The organism is Streptomyces albireticuli (assembly GCF_021228125.1).
GTDB lineage: Bacteria > Actinomycetota > Actinomycetes > Streptomycetales > Streptomycetaceae > Streptomyces > Streptomyces albireticuli.
In genome coordinates, this window is sequence record NZ_JAJQQS010000002.1 from 695,999 (window position 1) to 719,279 (window position 23,281).

The 23,281-nt window shown below is 73.2% G+C and carries 22 protein-coding genes; 12 read left to right on the forward strand and 10 right to left on the reverse strand.

What is annotated here, in order from left to right; translation table 11 throughout:
* Nucleotides 1–47: 47 nt before the first annotated feature.
* Together LUZ64_RS03265 and LUZ64_RS03270 are read right to left on the reverse strand one after the other, a co-directional pair.
* On the reverse strand, nucleotides 48–1,094 hold the full coding sequence (locus LUZ64_RS03265) for a nicotinate-nucleotide--dimethylbenzimidazole phosphoribosyltransferase (protein ID WP_095579043.1): 1,047 nt from the start codon (nucleotides 1,092–1,094) through the stop codon (nucleotides 48–50).
* A gap of 456 nt (nucleotides 1,095–1,550) precedes the next feature.
* Complete coding sequence (locus LUZ64_RS03270) at nucleotides 1,551–2,762, reverse strand: bifunctional adenosylcobinamide kinase/adenosylcobinamide-phosphate guanylyltransferase (protein ID WP_170116655.1); 1,212 nt, start codon at nucleotides 2,760–2,762, stop codon at nucleotides 1,551–1,553.
* Between the two features lie 114 nt (nucleotides 2,763–2,876).
* Here LUZ64_RS03270 and LUZ64_RS03275 point away from each other — a divergent pair, with 114 nt between their 5' ends.
* Entirely contained in the window at nucleotides 2,877–3,086 is a 210-nt protein-coding gene (locus LUZ64_RS03275; RefSeq protein ID WP_095579044.1) for a glycosyltransferase family 25 protein, read from the forward strand.
* A gap of 568 nt (nucleotides 3,087–3,654) precedes the next feature.
* Here the strand turns inward: LUZ64_RS03275 and LUZ64_RS03280 are convergent.
* The 3 genes from LUZ64_RS03280 to LUZ64_RS03290 all read right to left on the reverse strand — a co-directional run bounded on the left by LUZ64_RS03280 (nucleotide 3,655) and on the right by LUZ64_RS03290 (nucleotide 6,264).
* Nucleotides 3,655–4,764, reverse strand: a complete 1,110-nt coding sequence (locus tag LUZ64_RS03280) for a S1C family serine protease (RefSeq protein WP_095579045.1) — start codon at nucleotides 4,762–4,764, stop codon at nucleotides 3,655–3,657.
* A 100-nt stretch (nucleotides 4,765–4,864) separates the two neighbouring features.
* A complete protein-coding gene (locus LUZ64_RS03285; protein ID WP_095579066.1) occupies nucleotides 4,865–5,608 on the reverse strand; it encodes a class I SAM-dependent methyltransferase in 744 nt (247 codons plus the stop codon).
* A gap of 56 nt (nucleotides 5,609–5,664) precedes the next feature.
* Complete coding sequence (locus tag LUZ64_RS03290; RefSeq protein WP_095579046.1) at nucleotides 5,665–6,264, reverse strand: DUF3043 domain-containing protein; 600 nt, start codon at nucleotides 6,262–6,264, stop codon at nucleotides 5,665–5,667.
* 274 nt (nucleotides 6,265–6,538) lie between these two features.
* Between LUZ64_RS03290 and LUZ64_RS03295 the strand changes: the two genes are divergently transcribed.
* The 4 genes from LUZ64_RS03295 to LUZ64_RS03310 all read left to right on the forward strand — a co-directional run bounded on the left by LUZ64_RS03295 (nucleotide 6,539) and on the right by LUZ64_RS03310 (nucleotide 10,200).
* On the forward strand, nucleotides 6,539–7,342 hold the full coding sequence (locus LUZ64_RS03295; protein ID WP_095579047.1) for a PspA/IM30 family protein: 804 nt from the start codon (nucleotides 6,539–6,541) through the stop codon (nucleotides 7,340–7,342).
* Between the two features lie 217 nt (nucleotides 7,343–7,559).
* Nucleotides 7,560–7,838: a PspA-associated protein PspAA gene (gene pspAA / locus LUZ64_RS03300; protein WP_095579048.1), complete on the forward strand. Its 279-nt coding sequence runs from the start codon at nucleotides 7,560–7,562 to the stop codon at nucleotides 7,836–7,838.
* A 368-nt stretch (nucleotides 7,839–8,206) separates the two neighbouring features.
* Nucleotides 8,207–9,490, forward strand: coding sequence for a sensor histidine kinase (locus LUZ64_RS03305; protein ID WP_095579049.1), 1,284 nt, complete (start codon nucleotides 8,207–8,209; stop codon nucleotides 9,488–9,490).
* On the forward strand, nucleotides 9,487–10,200 hold the full coding sequence (locus tag LUZ64_RS03310; RefSeq protein WP_095579050.1) for a response regulator: 714 nt from the start codon (nucleotides 9,487–9,489) through the stop codon (nucleotides 10,198–10,200). The genes LUZ64_RS03305 and LUZ64_RS03310 overlap by 4 nt, the downstream gene beginning before the upstream one ends.
* 128 nt (nucleotides 10,201–10,328) lie before the next feature.
* Here the strand turns inward: LUZ64_RS03310 and nadA are convergent, their stop codons facing one another.
* Nucleotides 10,329–11,516, reverse strand: a complete 1,188-nt coding sequence (nadA, locus tag LUZ64_RS03315; RefSeq protein WP_095579051.1) for a quinolinate synthase NadA — start codon at nucleotides 11,514–11,516, stop codon at nucleotides 10,329–10,331.
* Between the two features lie 245 nt (nucleotides 11,517–11,761).
* Here nadA and LUZ64_RS03320 point away from each other — a divergent pair, with 245 nt between their 5' ends.
* A complete protein-coding gene (locus tag LUZ64_RS03320) occupies nucleotides 11,762–12,118 on the forward strand; it encodes a HesB/IscA family protein (protein ID WP_087928430.1) in 357 nt (118 codons plus the stop codon).
* Between the two features lie 85 nt (nucleotides 12,119–12,203).
* On the opposite strand, the gene LUZ64_RS03325 is transcribed toward LUZ64_RS03320, so the two are convergent.
* Both LUZ64_RS03325 and LUZ64_RS03330 read right to left on the reverse strand, forming a co-directional pair.
* Nucleotides 12,204–13,793, reverse strand: coding sequence for a hypothetical protein (locus tag LUZ64_RS03325; RefSeq protein ID WP_095579052.1), 1,590 nt, complete (start codon nucleotides 13,791–13,793; stop codon nucleotides 12,204–12,206).
* Nucleotides 13,794–13,893: 100 nt separating this feature from the next.
* Nucleotides 13,894–14,109 (reverse strand): hypothetical protein, encoded by a 216-nt coding sequence (locus tag LUZ64_RS03330; RefSeq protein ID WP_095579053.1) that lies wholly within the window; start codon nucleotides 14,107–14,109, stop codon nucleotides 13,894–13,896.
* A 167-nt stretch (nucleotides 14,110–14,276) separates the two neighbouring features.
* Between LUZ64_RS03330 and LUZ64_RS03335 the strand changes: the two genes are divergently transcribed.
* Nucleotides 14,277–15,251 (forward strand): carbohydrate kinase family protein, encoded by a 975-nt coding sequence (locus tag LUZ64_RS03335; protein ID WP_095579054.1) that lies wholly within the window; start codon nucleotides 14,277–14,279, stop codon nucleotides 15,249–15,251.
* A 275-nt stretch (nucleotides 15,252–15,526) separates the two neighbouring features.
* Here LUZ64_RS03335 and LUZ64_RS03340 read toward each other — a convergent pair whose 3' ends face one another.
* Entirely contained in the window at nucleotides 15,527–16,930 is a 1,404-nt protein-coding gene (locus tag LUZ64_RS03340) for a cysteine desulfurase/sulfurtransferase TusA family protein (RefSeq protein WP_095579055.1), read from the reverse strand.
* 370 nt (nucleotides 16,931–17,300) lie between these two features.
* Here LUZ64_RS03340 and ctaC point away from each other — a divergent pair, with 370 nt between their 5' ends.
* The 4 genes from ctaC (at nucleotide 17,301) to LUZ64_RS03360 (ending at nucleotide 21,763) form a co-directional block, all read left to right on the forward strand.
* Nucleotides 17,301–18,272 (forward strand): aa3-type cytochrome oxidase subunit II, encoded by a 972-nt coding sequence (ctaC, locus tag LUZ64_RS03345; protein WP_095579056.1) that lies wholly within the window; start codon nucleotides 17,301–17,303, stop codon nucleotides 18,270–18,272.
* Nucleotides 18,269–19,993, forward strand: a complete 1,725-nt coding sequence (gene ctaD / locus LUZ64_RS03350) for an aa3-type cytochrome oxidase subunit I (protein ID WP_095579057.1) — start codon at nucleotides 18,269–18,271, stop codon at nucleotides 19,991–19,993. The genes ctaC and ctaD overlap by 4 nt, the downstream gene beginning before the upstream one ends.
* Nucleotides 19,990–20,388, forward strand: a complete 399-nt coding sequence (locus LUZ64_RS03355) for a cytochrome c oxidase subunit 4 (RefSeq protein ID WP_095579058.1) — start codon at nucleotides 19,990–19,992, stop codon at nucleotides 20,386–20,388. Before ctaD ends, LUZ64_RS03355 begins: the two co-directional genes overlap by 4 nt.
* A gap of 127 nt (nucleotides 20,389–20,515) precedes the next feature.
* Nucleotides 20,516–21,763 (forward strand): L,D-transpeptidase, encoded by a 1,248-nt coding sequence (locus tag LUZ64_RS03360; RefSeq protein WP_095579067.1) that lies wholly within the window; start codon nucleotides 20,516–20,518, stop codon nucleotides 21,761–21,763.
* A 79-nt stretch (nucleotides 21,764–21,842) separates the two neighbouring features.
* Here the strand turns inward: LUZ64_RS03360 and LUZ64_RS03365 are convergent, their stop codons facing one another.
* Complete coding sequence (locus LUZ64_RS03365) at nucleotides 21,843–22,244, reverse strand: DNA-binding transcriptional response regulator (RefSeq protein ID WP_095579059.1); 402 nt, start codon at nucleotides 22,242–22,244, stop codon at nucleotides 21,843–21,845.
* 352 nt (nucleotides 22,245–22,596) lie between these two features.
* Between LUZ64_RS03365 and ctaE the strand changes: the two genes are divergently transcribed.
* Nucleotides 22,597–23,217 carry an aa3-type cytochrome oxidase subunit III gene (gene ctaE, locus LUZ64_RS03370; RefSeq protein ID WP_087928440.1) on the forward strand — a complete coding sequence of 207 codons (621 nt, stop codon included), beginning with the start codon at nucleotides 22,597–22,599 and terminating at the stop codon, nucleotides 23,215–23,217.
* Nucleotides 23,218–23,281 lie beyond the last annotated feature (64 nt).

Genomic DNA, 23,281 nt, shown 5'->3' on the forward strand with positions numbered 1-23,281 from the left:
ATATGGGGCACCGTCTGCGACGGGGCCCGGCCGCTCGACATGGGATGTCAGGCGCGCTCGGGGAGTTCCGCCGCCAGGGCCGCGGCCGCCTGCACCAACGGCAGAGCCAGCAGCGCCCCTGTCCCCTCGCCCACTGTGACGCCATGATCGAGCAAAGGGTTGAGCGCCATCCGGTCCAGTGCCTTCGCCTGCGCCGGGTCGCCGCTCGCCTGACCGGCCAGCCACCAGTCGGGCGCCCGGAACGCCACCCGCTGCCCCACCAGCGCGCAGGCCGCGGAGACCACGCCGTCGAGGACCACGGGGGTGCGGCGCACCGCGCTCTGGAGCAGGAAGCCCGTCGTCGCCGCGAAGTCCGCGCCGCCCGTCGCCGCCAGCAGCTGGAGCTGGTCGCCGAGGACCGGCCGGGCGCGGCGCAGCGCGTCGCGGATCGCCGCGCACTTGCGCATCCACGCCAGGTCGTCGATGCCGGCGCCGCCGCGGCCGGTGACCACGGAGGCGTCGGTGCCGCACAGGGCGCCGATCAGGGTGCCGGCGACCGTGGTGCCGCCCACGCTGAGGTCGCCGAGGACGACGAGGTCCGTACCGGCGTCCGCCTCCTCGTCGGCGATCGCCATGCCCGCGCGGAACGCGGCCTCCGCCTCCTCGGCGGTCAGGGCGTCCTCGACGTCGATCCGGCCCGAGCCGCGGCGGACCCGGTACCGGGTGACCTCCTCGGGCAGCTCGGCGGGGTCGCAGTCCACGGACATGTCGACGACGCGCAGCCGCGCCCCGGCCCGCCGGGCCAGCACCGCGCCCGCGCTCTCCCCGTCGAGCGCGGCCCGTACGAGCGCCACGGCACCGGCCTCGGGACCGCCCGAAACGCCGAGCCGCGCGATGCCGTGGTCACCCGCGAACACCAGGGCGGTGACCCGCTCCACGGGCTTGACCGGCACCGCCCCCTGCGCGGCGGCCAGCCACTCGCCCAGCTCGTCCAGCCGGCCCAGCGCGCCGGGGCGCGGCACGAGGCGCTCCCGCCGCGCTTCGGCGTCCCGCCGGGTGCCGGGGTCGGGGCGCTCGATCAGTGTCGCGAAGTCATCAAGATTCAGACCGCTCATCCGTCGAACACTACCCGTAGACGGTGACGGCACACGATGTCGCGACAGGGGGTCGCGAGGGCCGGGCGCGGCCCGGCGGCCACGCCCCGGTCGGCGGCCGGGACGCCCGGGCCCCGGGGAGGTTCTCCGGGGCGTACGGACGCCGGCCCGCGATGGTCCCGGTGCCGCCGGGGCGAGGACGTGTCCGGCGTCCCGCCTTCGGGAGGGAGACGCGGGTGACGGCGGTACGCGTCGGGCAGTGGAGGGAACCGCCGGGCCCTGGCCGGGGTCCGGGAGGCTTTCCGGGCCGTACGCGTGGGCCCGGCGGCGGCCCTGCCGCCGGGCGGCGGGGGAGGCGTCCGCCGTTCCGCCGGGGCTCACCGCGAGGGTGGGCGCGACCGGTCCGGTGCCGCCGGTACGGGGACGTGCCCGGCCGCCCGGCGCGGGGCGGGAGCCGCCGGGGTCGCCCCGGGCGGTTCACCTCAGGGGCAGCGCTTGGCCGGCCACCACCAGGACCACCTGCTCGCACTGCCCGCCCAGCAGCACGTTCAGCCGTCCCAGTTCGTCGCGGAAGCGGCGGCCGGAGGGTGTGGCCGGGACGATTCCCGAGCCGACCTCGTTGCTGACCGCGACGACCGTGCGGCGGGTGGCGCGGACCGCCGCCACGAGCTCCGCGACCCGCGCGGCCAGCGCCTCCCTGCCGCCGCCCTCCCACGTCTCGTCGGACCACGCCCCGGCCGAGTCCATCGCGTCCGTCAGCCACAGCGCGAGGCAGTCGATCAGCAGCGGAGGGCCGTCCGCCGCCAGCAGGGGCACGAGGTCGCAGGTCTCGGCCGTGCGCCAGGAGCCCGGCCGGCGATCGCGGTGCAGGGCGACCCGCGCGGCCCAGTCCGCGTCCCCCTCGCGGGTGCCGCCGGTGGCGACGTACAGCACGTCGGGGAAGGACTCCAGCCGCCGCTCGGCCTCCACGGACTTGCCCGAGCGTGCGCCGCCCAGCACCAGCGTGCGCCGTGGCAGGTCCGGCACCGCGTGGTAGTCCCCGACGACCAGGGTCGTGCCGTCCGGCACGGCCCGCGCTCCGGCCGTCGCCAGCCGCCGGTGCAGCTCGGGGCCGGGCGGCACGTCGTGGTCGACGTGGACGCCGAGGACGTCGGTCGTCGCGGTGACCACGCCCGCGCCGCGCAGCCGGGCCAGGGCGTCCGGGCGGCCCAGCACGTCGAGCAGGACCATGTCGTACGGGCCGGAGCCCGGCCCGCCGGCCGGTCCGTTCAGCCCGGCCGGGGCCGTGCCCGGCGGCAGGTACAGCAGCCGTTCGCCCTCGGGGCCCGTCACCTCGTAACCGGTGCCCGGCGCGTCCAGGGCCACCGCCCGCACCCGGTGCCCGCTGATCACCGACAGCTCGCGCCCGTCGGGCACCCGCACCGGGGCCGGCAGCCCGGCCGGGAACTCGACGGCGGGCCCGTCGTGCGGGTGCGAGAGCAGCACCTGCCGCACACCGGCGATCGACCGCCCGGCGCGGGCGGCCGCGAACGCGGGCCCCGGGGTGAGGTCGAGGAGCACCGCCCCGTCGACGAGCAGCGCGGTCGCGGCCCGCGCCTCGTCGCCGGTGGCGGTGGCGCAGGACGCGCAGGGGCAGTCGGGGCGCGGCAGCCCTTCGGGGGCTCCGGTGCCGAGGAGAGTGATTTCCACGCCCTGATCGTCTCGCGTCCGGGGGGCGCGGGCGCGCCGGGATCACCCTTTCTCGTCCGCCCCGGACCGTTAGGCTGCGCTGCACGGCACGTGACCGGACGTCAGGAGGCGGACATGGTGTGGGTGTGGCGGTTCGAGAAGGCCGACGGGACGGAGACGTCGCCCGCGGTGGAGCCGGAGGAGTTCACCACGCAGGGGGACGCGGAGTCCTGGATCGGTGAGGTCTGGAAGGAGCTGCTGGACGGCGGCGCGGAGCAGGTGACCCTCTTCGAGGACGACACCGAGATCTATGTGATGAGCCTGCGCGCCGCCGCCGAGGCGTGAGGACGGGGGCGGGCCGCGTCTCCGCGCGGCCTGCCGACCGGAGCCGGCGGCGCGGGCGTTCCGCCCGCGCCGTGGCTTCCGGCTCCGCCGCGGCGCGGCGCCTTGCGGCGCCCTGGCGGGGTGTCGGGCCCGGAGGGCCCCGCCTGGCACGGCGCTCCGCGCGGTGCGCGGCTCCGCCGGGTGGCCGGCTCGGCGGGTCCGCGCCCTCGCGGAGTGCCGCGGTCCGTGGTCGCCCGGTGTACGCGAGGCCTTGGCCCGGCGGGGTCCGATCCCGGGCATCCCCGCGCGCCGGTGCCTTCAGTGGGTCCGCCCTCTCAGAGGTGCGATGACCGCGGTCGCCCGGTGGAGGCGGGCTCCGGCCTTGGCGGGCCTGCCGGGGATCCCCGGGCGCCGGTGCCTCCGGTGGGTCCGTCCTCCCAGGGGTGCGACGGTCCGCGGCAGTCCGGACCACGCGGGCCCCGGATCAGTGACAGGCCCGGCCCCGGGGAGCCCGCGCGCGAGTGCCCGCCGCACAGCATGGCCGCGACATGGCCGGTGAACAGGGGGCAGCCCGCGTGGGCGCCCCGCCTCACAGGGTGCCCAGTGTGACCGTCACGGTCCGGACCGTGCCCTCCCGGTCGTAGGCCACCTCGGCGCGGTCGCCGGGCTTGAGCGCCGCCAGGGCCTCGGTGAGCGACTGCATGGTCGTGAGGTCGGTGCCGTTCAGGCGGATGAGGATGTCCCCGGCCCGGAGTCCGGCCTTCTCGGCGGCCCCGCCGCGCCCCACGGCGACGATCGCGACCCCGGCCGGGGCGAAGTCGGAGCCGACGATCGTCCGCCCGGTGATGCCGATCGCCGCCCGGCCCGAGTCGGTGACCTTGCCGCTCTTGATGATCTGGTCGGAGAGACGGCGGACCGTGGCGGCCGGGATCGCGAAGCCGATGCCGGGCGCGGCGCCCTGGCCGAGCTGGGGGTCGACGGCGGCCAGCGTCGGGATGCCGATGACCCGGCCGGACAGGTCGACCAGCGCGCCGCCGCTGTTGCCGGGGTTGATGGCCGCCGACGTCTGCACCATGTTGCCGATGGTCGCGCCCGTACCGCCGCCCGCCCGGCCCTCGCTGACCGTGCGTCCGACGGCCGAGACGATGCCCTGCGTGACGCTGCTGGACAGGCCGAGCGGATTGCCCATGGCCAGCACGATCTGCCCGACCTCGACCTTGGCGGAGTCGCCGAGGGTGGCGGGCTTGAGGTTCTGGGGGACGCTGTCGAGCACCACGACCGCGAGGTCCTGCTCGGGGTAGCTGGCGACCAGCCGGGCGCCGACCGTGCCGCCGCCCGTGGCCAGGGTGACCTTGAAGGTCTTGGCGCCCCCGACGACGTGCGCGTTGGTGACGACGTGGCCCTTGCCGTCGTAGACGACCCCGGAGCCCAGGCTGTCCCCGGCGGTGATCTGGACGACGGAGGGCAGGACGTCCTTGACCACCCTCTGATAGGCGGACTGGAGGTCCCCGGCCGGGCCGCGCCCCGAGGGCGGGGCGATCGCGGCGGGGGCGGGCGAGGCGCTCGTCGCCCGCCCGCCCGTGGAGGGGGAGGAGCCGGGGATGCCGGAGCACCCGCCCAGCACCGCCGCCGCGCAGGCGGTGGCCGCCACGGGGGTCAGGAGCCGGCGCGGGAGGGTCCGGGCGCGTGAGACGTCCATGTTCGGAGTATCACGTCCGCCCGGTCCGCTGTCCCGGCCAGAGACGCCGGGTGCCGCCGTACGGGCGGAGGGCCGCGCCGGACCCCCCGCGCGTCCCGGTTCAGCCCCGCACGCCGCACAGGTGCAGCAGCGCCGCGACCGCGCGGTACGGGTCGGAGCGGCCCGCCCGGTCCTCGGCGGCGAGCAGGCGCTCCAGCGCCTCGCCCGCCGGGGGCTCCCGGCCCTCGGCCGCCTGGTCGGTGAAGACCCGCACCCCGTACCAGGCGTGCAGCGGGGCGCCGATGCCGGCGAGCGTCGCCGTCAGCGTCTCCCGGCGGTCCGCGCGGACCGTAAGGCCGAGGCGGTTGACGTAGGCGGGGGAGTCGAAGGCCGCGAGGGCCGTCCCCCAGTCCCCGGCCAGCCCCGGTCGCATGGCCAGCGCGTCGGCGTTCCGGACGAGCAGCGAGAGGAGGCCGCCGGGCGCGAGCACCCGGGCCAGCCCGGCGAGCATCGGGTCCGGCTCCGTCACGTACATCAGCACGCCGTGGCACAGCACGACGTCGAAGGCACCGGGGTGGAAGTGCGCTCCCGCGTCCCGGCCGTCGCCCTCGACCACCCGCACCCGCTCCCGGATGCCCTCGGGCTCCGCCGTCAGCGCCTCGCGCAGGGCGGCCACCATCCGGGGGTCGGACTCCAGGCCCGTCACCTCATGGCCCGCCCGGGCCAGCCGCAGGGCCTGGGTGCCCTGGCCGGGGCCGACGTCGAGGACCCGCAGCCGGCGGCCCACCGGGAAGCGAGCGCTTATCTGTTCGTCGAGCTGGCGTGCGACCAGCTCCTGCCGGACCGCGTTCCGTAAGCCGCCCAGGCCCCGGAGCCAGCCCTCCGCGCCACCGCCGAAGGCGGACGCGAGGGCGGCACCGCTCAGGGCTTCTCCCCGCGCTTGACCTTCGGCTTGGGCAGCCGCAGCCGGCGCATCTGGAGCGTGCGCATCAGGGCGTACGGCACCACGCCGCGGAGGTTCTCGTCCGGGAAGCGCTTCTTCAGGGCGCGCTTCAGCGTGACGGCCGTGATCACGGAGTTGATCACGATCAGGACGATCACGAGCATCCACACCAGGAGCACGTACGACTGGAAACCGCCGCGGTTGATCATGCTCAGGACGAGGATGAGGACGGCGAGCGGGAGGAAGAACTCCGCCACCGAGTACCGCGCGTCCACGAAGTCGCGCGCGAAGCGGCGGAGCGGGCCCTTGTCACGGGCGGGCAGGAAGCGCTCGTCGCCATTGGCCAGCGCCTCGCGCTGCTTGGCCAGGTCCGCGCGGCGGGCCTCCCGCGCGCGCTTCGTGGCCTCCTTGCGGTTGGCCGGCGTGGCGGCCAGGCTGCGGCGCTGCGAGCTGGCCTCGCTGCGCTTGGGGGTGGGGCGGCCCTTGGGTGCCTGCGGGTCGCGCTGCTTCGGCTGGTCCGCGGTCACCTGGGTGGCTGCGGCCTGCTCATCCTTGGAGGTGGAACGGCTTCGGAACACAACACCCAAGGGTACGGGGTGACGGCAGGTGGGCGCCGGTGCCAAGGGAACGATCCGGCAACGGCGGAGCGTTCCCCCTACGGGAAGGGGCGCCGCGCACCCGCCCCCCGAGGTGCTCCTACTCCTTGCGCCGGAGGGCGGCGACCTCCTGATCGTCCTGGAGGAGGAGCGCATCGGAGCCCGAACAGTGCGGTAATGGAAGCGGGCCCTTTACTGTGGGGTCTGCAAGATGTGCTGGAGCTCGTAGTCCGTCAGAAGGGGGCGCCCGAGGCCCATGAGCGGTGTCATGAAGCGTATGGGAATGATTTTCCGCGCGAAGGCCAACAAGGCCCTGGACCGGGCCGAGGACCCGCGCGAGACCCTCGACTACTCGTACCAGAAGCAGCTCGAGCTGCTCCAGAAGGTACGCCGCGGCGTCGCCGACGTGGCGACGTCCCGCAAGCGCCTGGAGCTCCAGCTGAACCAGCTCCAGGGCCAGTCCAGCAAGCTGGAGGACCAGGGCCGCAAGGCGCTCGCCCTCGGCCGCGAGGACCTGGCGCGCGAGGCGCTCTCCCGCCGCGCCGCCCTCCAGCAGCAGGTCAGCGACCTGGAGACGCAGCACACCACGCTCCAGGGCGAGGAGGAGAAGCTCACCCTCGCCGCGCAGCGCCTCCAGGCCAAGGTCGACGCCTTCCGTACGAAGAAGGAGACGATCAAGGCCACCTACACCGCCGCCCAGGCCCAGACCCGCATCGGCGAGGCCTTCTCCGGCATCTCCGAGGAGATGGGCGACGTCGGCATGGCCATCCAGCGGGCCGAGGACAAGACCCAGCAGATGCAGGCGCGCGCCGGCGCCATCGACGAGCTGCTCGCCTCGGGCGCGCTCGACGACCCGACCGGCACGGCGAAGGACGACATCACCGCCGAGCTGGAGCGCCTCTCCGGCGGCTCCGACGTGGAGCTGGAGCTCCAGCGGATGAAGGCCGAGCTCGCGGGCGGCACCGGCGGCACCAAGCAGGCCATCGAGGGCGGCAGCGGCCAGGCCGGCCAGCCGGGCCAGGCGCAGCCGCAGGAGCACCCCCGCTTCGACAAGCAGTGACCCGCCCGCGGTGACGGCACCGTGCGGGGGGCCGTGGTGACGGACCCGCGGCCACGCACGGGCCGGAGCGGGCTCCGGCAGGGCAGTGACGCAATGCAGTGACCCAGGGCAGTGAACCCAGGGCAGTGGCAGTGACAGGGCAGCGAGCAGTCCCCGCAGACGCAGTACTCACCCAGTGAGCAGCGCGCCGACAGGCACCGGACCGAGGGAGACCGTCATGATCGTACGGATCATGGGGGAGGGCCAGTGGAAGCTGGCCGACAGCCACTTCACCGAGCTCAACAAGCTGGACGACGAGCTTCTGGAGGAGATGGAGAGCGGCGACCAGGAAGGCTTCCGCCGCACCCTCGGTGATCTGCTCGACGCCGTGCGCCGGCTGGGCTCCCCCCTGCCGGACGACGCCCTGGAGCCCTCGGAGCTGATCCTGCCCGCGCCCGACGCCTCCCTCGAAGAGGTCCGGGCGATGCTGAGCGACGACGGGCTCATCCCGGGCTGATCCGGTCCGGCGACCCGGTCCGGCAGCCCGGTCCGGCGGTCCGGTCCGGAAGGCCGGCCTCGGCAGCCGGGCTCCGGCCGTGGGCCCGGCCGTCCGCCCCGGCCGGACGCGCCGGTGCCGGCAAGGGGGCGGTGCCGGTACGCCGCCCGCCCTGAGCGCGGCCCTCGTACGCCCCCGCACCTCCCGCACAGTCCCGCACAGCCTTACGGACCAAACGGATCCCCCGGCCTTCCCGGCCGGTCCGGCACGGCACTCCAGCACCCGCCGCGCCCCCGCCCCTCCCGAGGGGCGGGGGCGCGGCGGGCCGTGGCCGGGCCGTGGCGGTCCCGCCCGTGCCTTGTCCGCCCCGCCCCGCCCCGAGGACCCCGATGACCTCCCTCACCGTCACCGGCCTCGCCCGCGCGCACCGCTGGCTGCGCGCGCACCCCCTCGCGGCCGACGCCCTCCTCGCCGCCGCCACCTTCGTCACCGTCCTGATCGGCGCCTCGGTCAGCCGGTACACCGACCGGCACCCGCCCGGCTCCGGCTTCGTCCTGCTCGCGCTTCTCGCCTGCGCCTGCCTCGTGCTCCGCCGCCGGGCCCCGCGAGCGGTCCTGTGCGCCACCTCGGCCGCGACCCTCTTCGAGATCGTCGACATCCGGGGTCCCGCCCCGCACACCCAGATCGCGATGTCCGTCGTCGTGGCCCTCTACACCGTCGCCTCCCGCACCGAGCGGCCCACGGCCTGGCGGATCGCCGTGGTCACCGTCGCCGTCCTCACCGCCGGTGGCATGGCCTTCGGGATGCCGCCCTGGTACTCCCAGGAGAACCTCGCCCTGCTGGCCTGGACCGGCATGGCGGGCGCCGCCGGGGACGCCGTCCGCAGCCGCCGCGCCTACGTCGCCGCGATCGAGGAGCGGGCGGTGCGCGCCGAGCGCACCCGCGAGGAGGAGGCCCGCCGCCGGGTCGCCGAGGAGCGGCTGCGCATCGCCCGGGAGCTGCACGACGTCGTGGCCCACCACATCGCCCTGGTCAACGTCCAGGCCGGGGTCGCCTCGCACCTCATGGACAGCCGCCCCGACCAGGCCAAAGAGGCCCTCGCGCACGTCCGCGAGGCCAGCCGCTCGGCGCTGGCGGAGCTGCGCGCGACCGTCGGCCTGCTGCGCCAGTACGGCGACCCGGAGGCCCCCACCGAGCCCGCGCCCGGCCTCGGTGTCCTCGCCCACCTCGTCGACGGATTCGCCCGCGTCGGCCTGGACGTCACGCTCACCATGGCCTCCACCCTGCCCGGCGGCCCCGGCAGCGGCACGGACCCCGCCGAGGCGGCCGCCGTGCTCGGCCGGCTGCCCGGAGCCGTGGACCTCACCGCCTACCGGCTCCTCCAGGAGGCGCTCACCAACGTCCACAAGCACGCCGGGCCCGGCGCCCGCGCCGAGGTCGCCCTGCTGCGCGGCGCGGACCGCCTGCTCCTGACCGTGCTGGACGACGGCGCCGGACCGCTCCCGGAGGCGGCGGAGGGGCGGGGCGGCCACGGCCTGATCGGCATGCGCGAGCGCGCCACCGCGCTCGGGGGCAGCTGTGAGGCGGGTCCCCGCGCCGACGGCACCCCCGGCTTCCGGGTCCGCGCGACGCTGCCGCTGCCGGGGCGGGCGGAGCCTACGCTGACCCCATGACCGAACCCGTCAGTACGCCCGTGCACCCCGTCCGGGTGCTCCTCGCCGACGACCAGGCACTGCTGCGCAGCGCGTTCCGGGTACTGGTGGAGTCCGAGGCGGACATGACGGTGGTGGGCGAGGCCGCGGACGGCGCGGAGGCCGTCGAGCTCACCCGCCGGCTCACCCCGGACGTCGTGCTGATGGACATCCGCATGCCCGGCACGGACGGCCTCGCCGCGACCCGCGCCATCTGCGCCGACCCCGCGCTCTCCCAGGTGCGGGTGGTGATGCTGACGACCTTCGAGGTCGACGAGTACGTGGTGGAGTCGCTCCGTGCGGGCGCCTCGGGCTTCCTCGGCAAGGGCGCGGAGCCGGACGAGCTGCTCAACGCGATACGGGTGACGCGGGCGGGGGAGTCGCTGCTGTCACCCGCCGCCACGAAGGGCCTGATCGCCCGTTTCCTCGCGCAGGGTGAGCCGGGGCCGGTTCCCGACGGCGGGGAGCGGGGCGCGGGGCGGCTCGCGGCGCTGACGGGCCGGGAGCGGGAGGTGCTGGTGCAGGTGGCGGGCGGGTTGTCGAACGACGAGATCGGCGAGCGGCTCACCGTCAGCCCGCTGACGGTGAAGACGCATGTGAACCGGGCGATGGCCAAGCTCGGGGCCCGGGACCGGGCGCAGCTGGTCGTCATCGCTTACGAATCGGGGCTGGTGCGGCCGAGGGCGGAGTGACCTTCCCCGGCCGGGGCCCTTCCCGGCCGGGCCGCCCCCTCCCGGACGCGCGCGAGCGCCGGACGGGCCGTTCGGCCCGTCCGGCGCCCGGGGGTACGCGGGTCCCGGGGCCGGGCCCCGGCCACCGTCTACGGCAGGGCCAGCATCCGCTCCAGGGCCAGCTTCGAGAAGCTCGCCACCTCGGGGTCGACCTCGATGCGGTTGACGACCTTGCCCTCCGCCAGGGACTCCAGCGCCCACACCAGGTGCGGCAGGTCGATCCGGTTCATCGTCGAGCAGAAGCAGACCGTCTTGTCGAGGAAGACGATCTCCTTGCCCTCACCGGCGAATCGATTCGCCAGGCGGCGGACCAGGTTCAGCTCGGTGCCGATGGCCCACTTGGAGCCCGCCGGGGCGGCCTCCAGGGTCTTGATGATGTACTCGGTCGAACCGACGTAGTCCGCCGCCGCCACGACCTCGTGCCGGCACTCGGGGTGCACCAGGACGTTGACGCCCGGGATGCGCTCGCGGACGTCGCGCACCGACTCCAGCGAGAAGCGGCCGTGCACCGAGCAGTGGCCCCGCCACAGGATCATCTTCGCGCCGCGCAGCTCCTCGGCGGTCAGGCCGCCGTTGGGCTTGTGCGGGTTGTACAGGACGCAGTCGTCCAGGGACATCCCCATGTCGCGGACGGCCGTGTTGCGGCCCAGGTGCTGGTCGGGGAGGAAGAGGACCTTCTCGCCCTGCTCGAACGCCCAGTTCAGCGCGCGCTCGGCGTTGGACGAGGTGCAGATCGTGCCACCGTGCTTGCCGGTGAACGCCTTGATGTCGGCCGAGGAGTTCATATACGAGACCGGGACGGTCACGTCCGCGACGCCCGCCTCGGTCAGCACGTCCCAGCACTCGGCGACCTGCTCGGCGGTGGCCATGTCGGCCATCGAGCAGCCCGCGGCCAGGTCGGGCAGGACGACCTGCTGGTCGGCGGTGGTCAGGATGTCCGCGGACTCGGCCATGAAATGGACGCCGCAGAAGACGATGTACTCGGCGTCGGGCCGGGCGGCCGCGTCACGGGCGAGCTTGAAGGAGTCCCCGGTGACGTCCGCGAACTCGATGACCTCGTCGCGCTGGTAGTGGTGGCCGAGCACGAAGACCTTGTCGCCGAGCTTCGCCTTGGCCGCGCGGGCGCGCTCCACCAGGTCCGGGTCGGAGGGTGCCGGCAGGTCGCCGGGGCACTCCACGCCACGCTCGCTCCTGGGGTCGGACTCGCGGCCGAGCAGCAGGAGGGCCAGGGGCGAAGGGGTAGGAGCCTGGAAATCCAAGGTCTGGGCGGTGGTCACGTCACGCACCCTTTCTGTTTCTGCGGACGGCCGGAAAGGGCCTTGTCGTCAAGTTGACGCTATCTATCATAACTGCTTCACGTCACTTTGACGATGGCCATTGCGTCGATGTGACACATTCCCGTTCGGCCGAGCGGTGTGCGAGCATGAAAGGCGGAAGTACTGCGCCAGGCCCGGAATGAATCCGGGAGACCGGCGGTTGCAGCCGAGGGCAAGCAGTCCGCACAAACCCGGGAGTGAAGCAGATGTCCGTTCAGGACGAGAAGACCACTGTGAGCGACGGCATCCTCCTGTCCGACGCCGCCGCCGCCAAGGTCAAGGCCCTGCTGGAGCAGGAGGGCCGCGAGGACCTGGCCCTGCGCGTCGCCGTCCAGCCCGGCGGCTGCTCCGGCCTGCGCTACCAGCTCTTCTTCGACGAGCGCTCGCTCGACGGCGACGTCGTCAAGGACTTCGACGGCGTCAAGGTCGTCACCGACCGCATGAGCGCCCCGTACCTGGGCGGCGCCTCCATCGACTTCGTCGACACCATCGAGAAGCAGGGCTTCACGATCGACAACCCCAACGCGACGGGCTCCTGCGCCTGCGGCGACTCCTTCAACTAGGAAGCGCGCGACACCGACGGCGAAGGCCGCGACCCTTTTAAGGTCGCGGCCTTCGCCGTTCCCGCTCCCGGTGCGCTCCGGGCGGCTACTTCCGCTGCTTCTCCGGCACGGGCTCGCCGGTCGTCGCGTCGACGACCTTACGGTCGCCCAGCGGCTCGTCCAGGGTCACCGTTTCGGTGAAATCCTTCGCCATCAGCACGCAGTGCCCGCCGGGCCGCTTCTCGGTGCCCGTCACCTTGACCGTCACCGCCGCCCCGGACTGCTTCGCCGACGCCGCGTAGTCACTGCACACCCCGCCCCAGAAGCGCAGCACCAGCCGCCGGCCGTCCTCGCTGTAGGACTCCACGCGCACCGGCGCCGACTTCGGGGTGCCGGTCGCCGGAGGGTCGGAGGGTCCGGCCGAGGGGCCGTTCGCCGGTACCAGGAACTTCGGGTCCACCGCGGGCCGCACGACCGGGACCGTCACCCCTTCGTCCGACTTGTCCGCCGCGTCCAGCGCCTTGTGGACCCGCACCTGGAAGACCCACGACGGCACCAGCGCCTGCCGCCCCCGCACATAGTGCGAGGCCAGCGCGTAGGATGCCCCGGTCACCACCGACGGCTCGGCCGCCGGGCGCTCCTTGCCCGGGCAGGGCGCCGAACCCTCCGTGCCGTGCGGGACCGCCGTGGCGCAGCCCCCGACGGAGACGTCGGCGGAGGTGCCGGACCGGCTCTTGTTCAGCTGTGCCAGGGCCGCGTCCGCGCTGATCAGCGGGTACTCGGCACCCTTGGGGGGCGTCTGCAACTGCCCGCCGCCCCCGACCAGTTGGCCGTCGGACCCCACTTCCAGTCGGGTCTGCCAGCCGTAGGTCGCCGCACCGTCGACCACGGGGTCGGCCACCACGGCCCGGACCGCGCCGTGCAGCTCGTCCGCCTTGATCTTCGCCTTCTGCTGGCCGAGCACCTTGAGCACGGGCGCGGCCACGCTCCTGGCCTTCTCCTCCGGGACCGGCCCGACGTCCCCGCCGGAGCCGCTCCCCTTGGCGCCCGATCCGTCCCGGTACTGCGGGCAGCTGACGGACGCCGCCGCGGGGTCGGGGCCGAGGCCCTCGCTCAGACCCTTGTCCCGGTCCTTGTCGGCGCCCGGCTGCGCGCAGCCGGGTCCGCCCGGCGTCCCGTACTTGGCGAACGACCAGTTGCCCGGCCCCTTGCCGTTCACCTGGAGCGTCGGCTCGGACGCGCCGGGTCCGCCGCCCACCCGCCAGACGCCCTGCTCCAGCCGGGGCGCGCCCGGCACCGACAGGGCCCCGGCCAGGGCGGCCACCGCGTCCCGCGTGACGCTCTCCGAGGGGAGGCGGACCGCCGCGGACCGGGGCCCGGACGGCAGCTTCCCCTCGGCGCGGTAGCGCACCCCGTGCGGATCGGGTTCCCCGACGGCGATGCCCTGCGCCGGACCGCCGCGGTGGTAGCCGTCCAGTGCGAGCGGCGGGGGAGAACCCTCCCGGCCCGGCGCGCCGGAGGTGTCCTCGCCACCCCCGCCGCCGGCCGCCGTGGACGCCCAGTAGGCGCCGCCGCCACCGGCCAGCAGGACCGCCGCCGCCACCGACGCGACCGCCAGCCGTGGGCGCCTGCGCCGTTCTCCGCGCCCCGGCGTGCGATCGGGGGTGCTGTCCGGAGTCCCGCCCTCGGTGCTCACCACATCGCTCCTTCGCTCCGCTCAATGTGTGTACTGCGGTGTCCCCCGGGAGAGGGACGTCGCTTGGACGGAGCGCAGGAGCGAGCGGTTCCACCAGTCCTCAGTCGCCGTACTCCGACATTCCGTCGAGCAGCCGCGCCGAGGCCGGGGGCACCGACACTCCGTGGATGCGCGACGGCGGTACGGGCGCGGGGACGGCCGGGACCGGGGCGGCGCCGGCCCAGTGGGGAGCCATCCGGGCGCACAGGCGGCGCAGTTCCTCAAGGGACTCGGGTTCGGAATCGATGAACGTGACGTCCTTCACAGGGTTCGGCATACCGGCACCGTACGCATCACGTGGCACACGGAGAAAGGGCTACTATTAGGTAATTTTGTCCGTTGGATGGCTGGATCCGAACCCGAGTACGACTTCCGGACCCGGTAGCGTGGTGTGGTTCTTCCTGTTTCCGTCATGTCACCTCGCCCCGCAGGAGCAGACCCGCCGTGCGTATCGCTGTCACCGGCTCCATCGCCACCGACCACCTGATGACCTTTCCCGGCCGTTTCGCCGATCAGCTCGTGGCGGACCAGCTGCACACCGTCTCGCTCTCCTTCCTCGTCGACGACCTGGACGTACGCCGCGGTGGCGTCGCCCCCAACATCTGCTTCGGCATGGGCGTCCTCGGCCTGCGCCCGGTCCTGGTCGGCGCCGCCGGCCAGGACTTCGCCGACTACCGCGCCTGGCTGGACCGGCACGGCGTCGACACCGACTCCGTCCGCATCTCCGAGGTGCTGCACACCGCGCGCTTCGTCTGCACCACGGACACCGACCACAACCAGATCGCGTCCTTCTACACCGGGGCGATGAGCGAGGCGCGCCAGATCGAGCTCCAGCCGGTCGCCGACCGCGTGGGCGGCCTCGACCTGGTCCTGATCGGCGCGGACGACCCCGAGGCGATGATCCGCCACACGGAGGAGTGCCGCTCGCGGGGCATCCCGTTCGCCGCCGACCCCTCCCAGCAGCTCGCCCGCATGGACGGCGACGACATCCGCGTCCTCGTCGACGGCGCCGCGTACCTCTTCACCAACGAGTACGAGAAGGCCCTCATCGAGTCCAAGACCGGCTGGTCGGCGGAGGAGATCCTGGCGAAGGTCGGCACCCGCGTCACCACGCTGGGCGCCCGCGGTGTGCGCATCGAGCGGGTCGGTCAGCCCACCATCGAGGTCGGCTGCGCCCAGGAGGAGGCCAAGGTCGACCCGACCGGCGTCGGCGACGCGTTCCGCGCGGGCTTCCTCGCGGGCCTGACGTGGGAGCTCTCGCTGGAGCGCTCGGCCCAGCTGGGCTGCATGCTCGCCACGCTCGTCATCGAGACGCTCGGCACCCAGGAGTACGAGCTGCGGCGCGGCCACTTCATGGAGCGCTTCACCAAGGCGTACGGCGACGAGGCCGCCGCCGAGATCCAGGCCCGCCTGGCCTGACGCGCCCCCCGCTTCACGCGCGTACGCCCCCGGACGTCCCCGACGCCCGGGGGCGCACGCGTCCCCGGGCCCGGCCCCGTGAGGATCCGCACCCGTCCCGGGGCGCGGATCCCGCACGGGCCGTCCGGCGTCCGAGGGCGCCCCGGCCCGGGCGCCGCGCCACCGTGTGCGGGCCCTTCCGGGACGGGACCGCGCCGGCTCCCCGGCGAGCCGGCGCACCTGCCCCCCGGCCGCGCCGGGCGACCGGCCCCGCGCGGCACCCGCCCGGCCACCGCCTATCCGCGACGCCGCACCGTGTACGCGACCCCGCCCTCCACCGGGCGCTCGCCCACGTACTCCTGGCCCCGCATCCCGCACCACGCCGGGACGTCCAGCCGGGCCGCCTCGTCGTCGGACAGCACCGTCACCAGCCCGCCCACCGGTACGTCACCGATCACCTTGGCCAGCTCGATGACGGGGATCGGGCACCGCTTGCCCAGCGCGTCGACGACCAGCTCCGCCTCGCCCCGCCCCTGTGCGGTGGCCGGCGCGGCCGGAGCGGACGTCTCCCGGGGGACGCCCAGCCGCTCGCGCACCGAGGCCACCGCCCCGGGCAGCACGTCCAGGAACGCCTCCACGTCCTCCTCCCGCGTCCCGGCGGGGAGCGAGACCCGGACGTTGCCCTCCGACAGCACGCCCATCGCCCGCAGCACATGGCTGGGCTCCAGCGTGCTGGACGTGCACGAGGAGCCGGACGAGACGGAGAAGCCGGCCCGGTCCAGGGCGTGCAGCAGCGTCTCGCCGTCGACGTACAGGCAGGAGAAGGTGACCAGGTGCGGCAGCCGCCGCACGGGGTCGCCGACCACCTCCACGTCCGGCACCAGCTCCGGCACCCGGGTCCGCACCCGCTCCACGAGCTCCCGCAGCCGTGCCGCCTCGGCCGCCGCCTCCGCCCGCACCGCCCGCAGCGACGCGGCCGCCGCGACGATCCCGGGCAGATCGGGGAAGCCCGGCGCGCGCCCCGACTCCCGCTCGTCCGCGGGACCCTGCGGCGCGAAGCGCACTCCCTTGCGCACCGCGAGCAGCCCCACCCCCGCCGGACCGCCCCACTTGTGGGCGCTCGCGGTCAGCAGCGACCAGCCGCCCTCGACCGGGCCCCAGCCCAGCGACTGCGCGGCGTCGACCAGCAGCGGCACGCCCGCCGCCCGGCACTCCTCCGCGACCTCGGCGACCGGCTGCACGGTGCCCACCTCGTGGTTGGCGGACTGGAGGGCGGCGAGCGCGGTGTCGGGGCGCAGGGCCGCCGCGTAGGCACCGGGCGCGACCCGGCCCGTACGGTCCACGGCCACCCGGGTCACCGTGCCGCCGGCCGCCTCCAGCGACGCGGCCGACTGGAGCACGGCCGAGTGCTCGACGGCGGACACCACCAGATGGCGGCCCGTCCGGCGGCGGCCGGCCAGCGCGCCCGCGATGCCGTCGTGCAGCGCGCGGGTACCCGATGGGGTGAACACCAGCTCGTCCGGCCGGCAGCCGACCGCCTCCGCCGCGGCCTCGCGCGCGGCGTCCAGCAGCAGCCGGGCCCGGCGGCCCTCGCGGTGGAGCCGGGTGGGGTCGGCCCAGCCCTCGTCGAGGGAGGCCAGCAGCGCCTGGCGGGCGACGGGGTGCAGCGGGGCGGCGGACGCGACGTCGAAGTAGGGCACGGCGACACGCTAACCCCCCGGGGCGGCCGGGCGGAGGGTGCGGTGGCCGGAAGATCGCCGGGGTGGCGCGGGCCCGGCACGTCCAAGATCGTCCATGACTCCGGGGGAGCGCCGCCCGCCGCTGCCCGTCACCCGTACGCACCCCCCGTACGCTGCGCTGACGGTCCTCCAGATAGCCTCCGGAGCCCTGGATTCCACCCCTTCGGGGAGTGGCCCGGCGCGTTGGGCACCCTCCCCGCGCGGCCCCAAATAGCGTCCAGTAGGGTTTGGTCCGCATAAACATCCAAACCCCTGCCCGCAGCGGGCCGGCGACCGACCAGCGAGACGGCCGCAGCCGGCCGCACGGGCGAGACTCTCGGGAAGGCGCTACGTGAGTCCCAACGGCTCCGACCGCTCGTCGCGGCGCCCGGTGCGGCGGAAGCTGCTGCAGGCGCTGGCCGCGGGCGCTGTCCTTGCGACCGCCTCCGGTTGCACATATAAGGACTTTCCCCGCCTCGGAATGCCCACTCCTGTCACGGAAGAGGCGCCGCGGATCCTCTCCCTGTGGCAGGGCTCTTGGGCCGCCGCCCTCGTGGTCGGCATCCTGGTGTGGGGCCTGATCATCTGGAGCGTCATCTTCCACCGGCGCAGCCGGAGCAAGGTCGAGGTTCCTCCGCAGACCCGGTACAACATGCCCATCGAGGCGCTGTACACCGCGGTCCCGATCATCATCGTGTCGGTGCTCTTCTACTTCACCGCGCGTGATGAGAACAAGCTCCTGACCAACCCTGACAAGCCGCAGCACGTCGTGAACGTGGTCGGCTTCCAGTGGAGCTGGGCGTTCAACTACATGGAGAACGTCGACGGCGACACCGGTACCCCCGCGAAGCCGCTCCGTGAGAACAAGGAGCTCGACGCGATCCCGGACCGGTTCCTCTCGAAGGCCCCGGCCGGCGCCGAGGGCGTCTACGAGGTCGGCATCCCCGGCGACCGGAACCCGCAGAACAACAACCCGGGTCCCACGCTGTGGCTGCCCAAGGGTGAGACGGTCCAGTTCGTGCTCACCTCGCGGGACGTCATCCACTCCTTCTGGGTGGTGCCGTTCCTGATGAAGCAGGACGTCATCCCGGGGCACACCAACAGCTTCACGGTGACTCCGAACAAGGAGGGCACCTTCATGGGCAAGTGTGCCGAGCTCTGCGGCCAGGACCACTCCCGGATGCTCTTCAACGTCAAGGTCGTCTCTCCGGAGCGGTACAAGGCGCACCTGAAGGAGCTGGCGGCCAAGGGCCAGACCGGTTACCAGCCGGCGGGTATCGCGCAGACGGATCACGCGAAGAACGCGGAGACCAAGAACAAGTGAGCATCCTCAACGAACCCCAGGGTGCCGCCGCGACAGCCACGGCAGCACCGCCCGTACGCCAGAAGCAGCCCGGCAGCACTGTGATCAAGTGGCTCACCACCACCGACCACAAGACGATCGGCACGCTCTACCTGGTCACGTCGTTCGCGTTCTTCTGCATCGGCGGCCTGATGGCGCTCGTGATGCGCGCCGAACTCGCTCGTCCCGGCACGCAGATCATGTCGAACGAGCAGTTCAACCAGGCGTTCACGATGCACGGCACGATCATGCTGCTGATGTTCGCGACGCCGCTGTTCGCCGGTTTCGCCAACTGGATCATGCCGCTGCAGATCGGCGCGCCCGACGTGGCGTTCCCGCGGCTGAACATGTTCGCGTACTGGCTGTACCTCTTCGGCTCGCTCATCGCGGTGGCCGGCTTCCTCACCCCGCAGGGTGCGGCCGACTTCGGCTGGTTCGCCTACTCCCCGCTGTCGGACGCCGTCCGCTCGCCGGGTGTCGGCGCCGACATGTGGATCATGGGTCTGGCCTTCTCCGGCTTCGGCACGATCCTCGGCTCGGTCAACTTCATCACCACGATCATCTGCATGCGCGCTCCGGGCATGACGATGTTCCGCATGCCGATCTTCACCTGGAACGTCCTGCTGACCGGTGTCCTGGTCCTGCTGGCCTTCCCGGTGCTGGCCGCCGCGCTGTTCGCCCTGGAGGCGGACCGTAAGTTCGGTGCCCAGATCTTCAACGCGGCCAACGGTGGCTCGCTGCTGTGGCAGCACCTCTTCTGGTTCTTCGGCCACCCAGAGGTGTACATCATCGCGCTGCCGTTCTTCGGCATCATCTCCGAGGTCATCCCGGTCTTCTCCCGGAAGCCGATGTTCGGCTACTGGGGCCTGATCGCGGCCACGATCTCGATCGCCGGTCTGTCCGTGACGGTGTGGGCGCACCACATGTACGTCACAGGCGGCGTGCTGTTGCCCTTCTTCTCCTTCATGACCTTCCTGATCGCGGTCCCGACCGGTGTGAAGTTCTTCAACTGGATCGGCACCATGTGGAAGGGCTCGCTGTCCTTCGAGACCCCGATGCTCTGGGCCGTCGGCTTCCTGATCACCTTCACCTTCGGTGGTCTGACCGGCGTCATCCTGGCCTCGCCCCCGATGGACTTCCACGTCTCCGACTCGTACTTCGTGGTCGCGCACTTCCACTACGTCATCTTCGGCACCGTGGTGTTCGCGATGTTCTCCGGCTTCCACTTCTGGTGGCCGAAGTTCACGGGCAAGATGCTGGACGAGCGCCTGGGCAAGATCACCTTCTGGACGCTGTTCGTGGGCTTCCACGGCACGTTCCTGGTGCAGCACTGGCTGGGTGCCGAGGGCATGCCGCGCCGTTACGCGGACTACCTCGCCGCCGACGGCTTCACCACGCTGAACACGATCTCGACGATCAGCTCCTTCCTGCTCGGCCTGTCGATCCTTCCGTTCATGTACAACGTCTGGAAGACCGCCAAGTACGGCAAGAAGGTCGAGGTCGACGACCCGTGGGGCTACGGCCGCTCCCTGGAGTGGGCGACCTCCTGCCCGCCGCCGCGGCACAACTTCCTCACCCTGCCGCGGATCCGCAGCGAATCCCCGGCGTTCGACCTGCACCACCCGGAGATCGCGGCGCTGGAGCTGGAAGAGAACCTCGGCGCTGACAAGGCCCTCGCGGGTGGCAAGGAGGCCGGCAAGTGAAGATCCAGGGCAAGATGTTCATCTGGCTCGCCGTCTTCGTCCTCGCCATGGCGATCGTCTACGGCGTGTGGTCGAAGGAGCCGGCCGGTACGACCGCGCTGTTCCTGGCCTTCGGTCTGTGCATCATGGTCGGCTACTACCTGGCGTTCACCGCGCGCCGGGTGGACGCGGGCGCTCAGGACAACAAGGACGCGGACGTCGCCGACGACGCCGGTGAGCTGGGCTTCTTCGCCCCGCACAGCTGGCAGCCGCTGTCCCTGGCCATCGGTGGCGCGCTCGCCTTCATGAGCATCTGCTTCGGCTGGTGGCTGATGTACTTCTCCGCCCCGGTCATCGCCGTCGGCCTCTTCGGCTGGGTGTTCGAGTTCTACCGCGGTGAGAACCAGAACCAGTAGGTTCCGCACCGCTCCGCCCGGGCCCCGCACACCCTCCGGTGTGCGGGGCCCGGTGCGTTCCCGGGGCGGCCACCCGTTCGGAGTCACCCCGCAGGCCGCGGCACCCGATCCTTCCTACGGTGTGACCATGAGTCACTCTCCCCGACGCCGTGTGGTGCACCTCTGCGCCATGGTGGTGTCCTCCGTGGCGCTGGGGGCCACCGCGTGCGGCGGCTCGTCGAACCCGCTCGCCGACACGCCCTACGACGCCACCGGGCAGGTCGCGCTCACCGGTGCCGAGGACGGGCGGAAGGCCGACCCCAGCAAGCCGCTGGAGGTGACCGCCGACGGCTCGGACCGGATCACCGACGTGACCGCGACGGACGCCGCAGGCCGTTTCGTGAAGGGCGAGCTCGACGCCGACGGCCGCCGCTGGCACAGCACCGGAGCCCTGGCGGCCGGCGCGCACTACACGGTCCGCGTCAGCACCGAGGACGAGGACGGCTTCCAGGGCCGCCGCACGGTCGGCTTCGACACCAGCGCGGCCGACCGGCTGCTCCGGGTCGCCTTCGGCCCGCAGAGCGGCACGTACGGCGTCGGACAGCCCGTCACGGCCGAACTCAGCGCCCCCGTCCAGGACCCCGCCGCGCGCGCCGTCGTCGAGCGCGCCCTGAAGGTCGAGACCCGGCCCGCCGTGGAGGGCGTCTGGCACTGGGTGGACAACCGGACCCTGCACTACCGGCCCAAGGACTACTGGCCCGCCCGCACCACCGTCGAGGTCCGCTCCGGCCTGGACGGGATAAAGGTCGCCGGCGGCCTCTACGGCGGCTCCTCCAAGCCCGTGAAGCTCACCATCGGCGACCGCATCGAGGCCGTCACGGACGCCGCCGCGCACAGCATGACCGTGCTGCGCGACGGCAAGGAGATCCGCTCCATCCCGGTCACCACGGGCAAGCCCGGCTATGCCACCCGCAACGGGGTCAAGGTGGTCCTCGGCAGGGAATCCTTCGTACGGATGCGCGGCACCAGCATCGGCATCGCCGAGGGCAGCGAGGACTCCTACGACCTGCCCGTGCGCTGGGCCACCCGGGTGACCTGGAGCGGCGAATACGTGCACGCCGCGCCGTGGTCCGAGGGCTCGCAGGGCAGCGAGAACGTCAGCCACGGCTGCACCGGCATGAGCACCGACAACGCCAAGTGGTTCTTCGACACCATCCACCTCGGCGACCTCGTCAAGGTCGTCAACAGCGCGGGCACCACCATGACGCCCTTCGACAACGGCTTCGGGGACTGGAACATGCCCTGGAAGCAGTGGCGCGAGGGCAGCGCCCTGGCGGCCGGCAAGCGCGACGGCAGCAACCCCGCCGACGCCGCCCGCCTCCGCCCCGAGACATAGCCGCCGGAGCGGCCCCGGAGGCCCTCCGGAGTCGCTCCGGAGGGCCTCCGGCGGCCGCCGGAGGCCCGTGGCCCCGGGCTCAGACCTCCACGGCCCGCTTGCCGCGCAGCAGACCGGCCAGGGCGTCCGCGAAGACCGCCGGGTCCAGCGGGTGCGTCACGGCGGCGTCGGCGCGGCTCCAGGTGGCCAGCCAGGCGTCCTGCGCGCGCCCCATGAGCAGCAGCACCGGCGGGCAGCGGTAGACCTCGTCCTTGAGCTGCCTGCACACCCCCATGCCGCCCGCGGGCGCCGTCTCGCCGTCCAGCACGCACACGTCGATCCGGCGCTCCTCCAGGGCCGCCAGGACCGCGGGGAGGGTCGCGCACTCCAGGTACTCGACGGCGGGCACGTCGGCCGCGGGACGGCGTCCGGCGGCCAGCCTCACCTGCTCGCGGGTGCCCGCGTCGTCGCTGTAGACCAGCACCGTGGCGGTCGGCTGCATCGTTCCTCCAGACTCAGTGGACGGGCACGGCAGGTGGCGCGGTCACGGCGCGCGCGGAGGCGTCCGCGCAGGCGCGCGCCGAGGCACCGCCTGCGCGGATGCTACTCCGCGCGCGCCGCGCCCGAGGAGGGTTCGGAAGGCCCGGAGATCTCTCCGCCGCCCGGTCCGACGCCTCGTCACCAGCGGTCCTCCCGGGGCCCCCGCAGGGTCCCGAAGGGTCACCGGCGGGGCTGCGGAACGACTGCTTCCCCCCTTTGGGGGACCCCCGCCTTGGGCCGTACGAGCACGGCATACGGTCTTGACACACCGAACGGCACCCCCCGGAGTGAGCGCGAGATAAGCGACCGACATAATGTCGGTCGTGGCGACAGCAACAGCAGTAGATACCGGGCACGCGCACCCCTCGGTCAACCGGCCGAACCTCACCAGCGTCGGAACCATCATCTGGCTGAGTTCCGAGCTGATGTTCTTCGCGGCCCTCTTCGCGATGTACTTCACCCTGCGATCGGTCATGGGTGCCGAGCACTGGAAGGAAATGGCGTCCGCGCTGAACCTTCCGTTCTCGGCGACCAACACCACGATCCTGGTGCTCTCCTCACTCACCTGCCAGCTCGGTGTGTTCGCCGCCGAGCGCGGTGACGTGAAGAAGCTGCGCATGTGGTTCGTGATCACCTTCGTGATGGGTGCCGTCTTCATCGGCGGCCAGGTCTTCGAGTACACGGATTTGGTCAAGAAGGACGGGCTCTCCCTGTCCTCCGACCCGTACGGCTCGGTCTTCTACCTGACGACCGGCTTCCACGGCCTGCACGTGACGGGCGGCCTGATCGCCTTCCTGCTGGTCCTGGGCAGGACGTACGCGGCCAAGAGGTTCACCCACCACCAGGCGACGGCGGCCATCGTCGTGTCCTACTACTGGCACTTCGTCGACGTGGTGTGGATCGGCCTCTTCGCCACGATCTACTTGATCAAGTAACCCGAAGATTTCGGTCCCGCACCGGACCATTCAGTCCCGCATCGACGCAGAAGATCCTGACACC

What these genes read in the sequence shown, in the direction of transcription:
- LUZ64_RS03265 (WP_095579043.1), bottom strand. Translation starts at nt 1,094, where the DNA reads ATGAGCGGTCTGAATCTTGATGACTTCGCGACACTGATCGAGCGCCCC.
- LUZ64_RS03275 (WP_095579044.1), top strand. Translation starts at nt 2,877, where the DNA reads ATGGTGTGGGTGTGGCGGTTCGAGAAGGCCGACGGGACGGAGACGTCG.
- LUZ64_RS03280 (WP_095579045.1), bottom strand. Translation starts at nt 4,764, where the DNA reads ATGGACGTCTCACGCGCCCGGACCCTCCCGCGCCGGCTCCTGACCCCC.
- LUZ64_RS03295 (WP_095579047.1), top strand. Translation starts at nt 6,539, where the DNA reads ATGAGCGGTGTCATGAAGCGTATGGGAATGATTTTCCGCGCGAAGGCC.
- pspAA (WP_095579048.1), top strand. Translation starts at nt 7,560, where the DNA reads ATGATCGTACGGATCATGGGGGAGGGCCAGTGGAAGCTGGCCGACAGC.
- LUZ64_RS03305 (WP_095579049.1), top strand. Translation starts at nt 8,207, where the DNA reads ATGACCTCCCTCACCGTCACCGGCCTCGCCCGCGCGCACCGCTGGCTG.
- LUZ64_RS03310 (WP_095579050.1), top strand. Translation starts at nt 9,487, where the DNA reads ATGACCGAACCCGTCAGTACGCCCGTGCACCCCGTCCGGGTGCTCCTC.
- LUZ64_RS03320 (WP_087928430.1), top strand. Translation starts at nt 11,762, where the DNA reads ATGTCCGTTCAGGACGAGAAGACCACTGTGAGCGACGGCATCCTCCTG.
- LUZ64_RS03330 (WP_095579053.1), bottom strand. Translation starts at nt 14,109, where the DNA reads ATGCCGAACCCTGTGAAGGACGTCACGTTCATCGATTCCGAACCCGAG.
- LUZ64_RS03360 (WP_095579067.1), top strand. Translation starts at nt 20,516, where the DNA reads ATGAGTCACTCTCCCCGACGCCGTGTGGTGCACCTCTGCGCCATGGTG.
- LUZ64_RS03365 (WP_095579059.1), bottom strand. Translation starts at nt 22,244, where the DNA reads ATGCAGCCGACCGCCACGGTGCTGGTCTACAGCGACGACGCGGGCACC.
- ctaE (WP_087928440.1), top strand. Translation starts at nt 22,597, where the DNA reads ATGTCGGTCGTGGCGACAGCAACAGCAGTAGATACCGGGCACGCGCAC.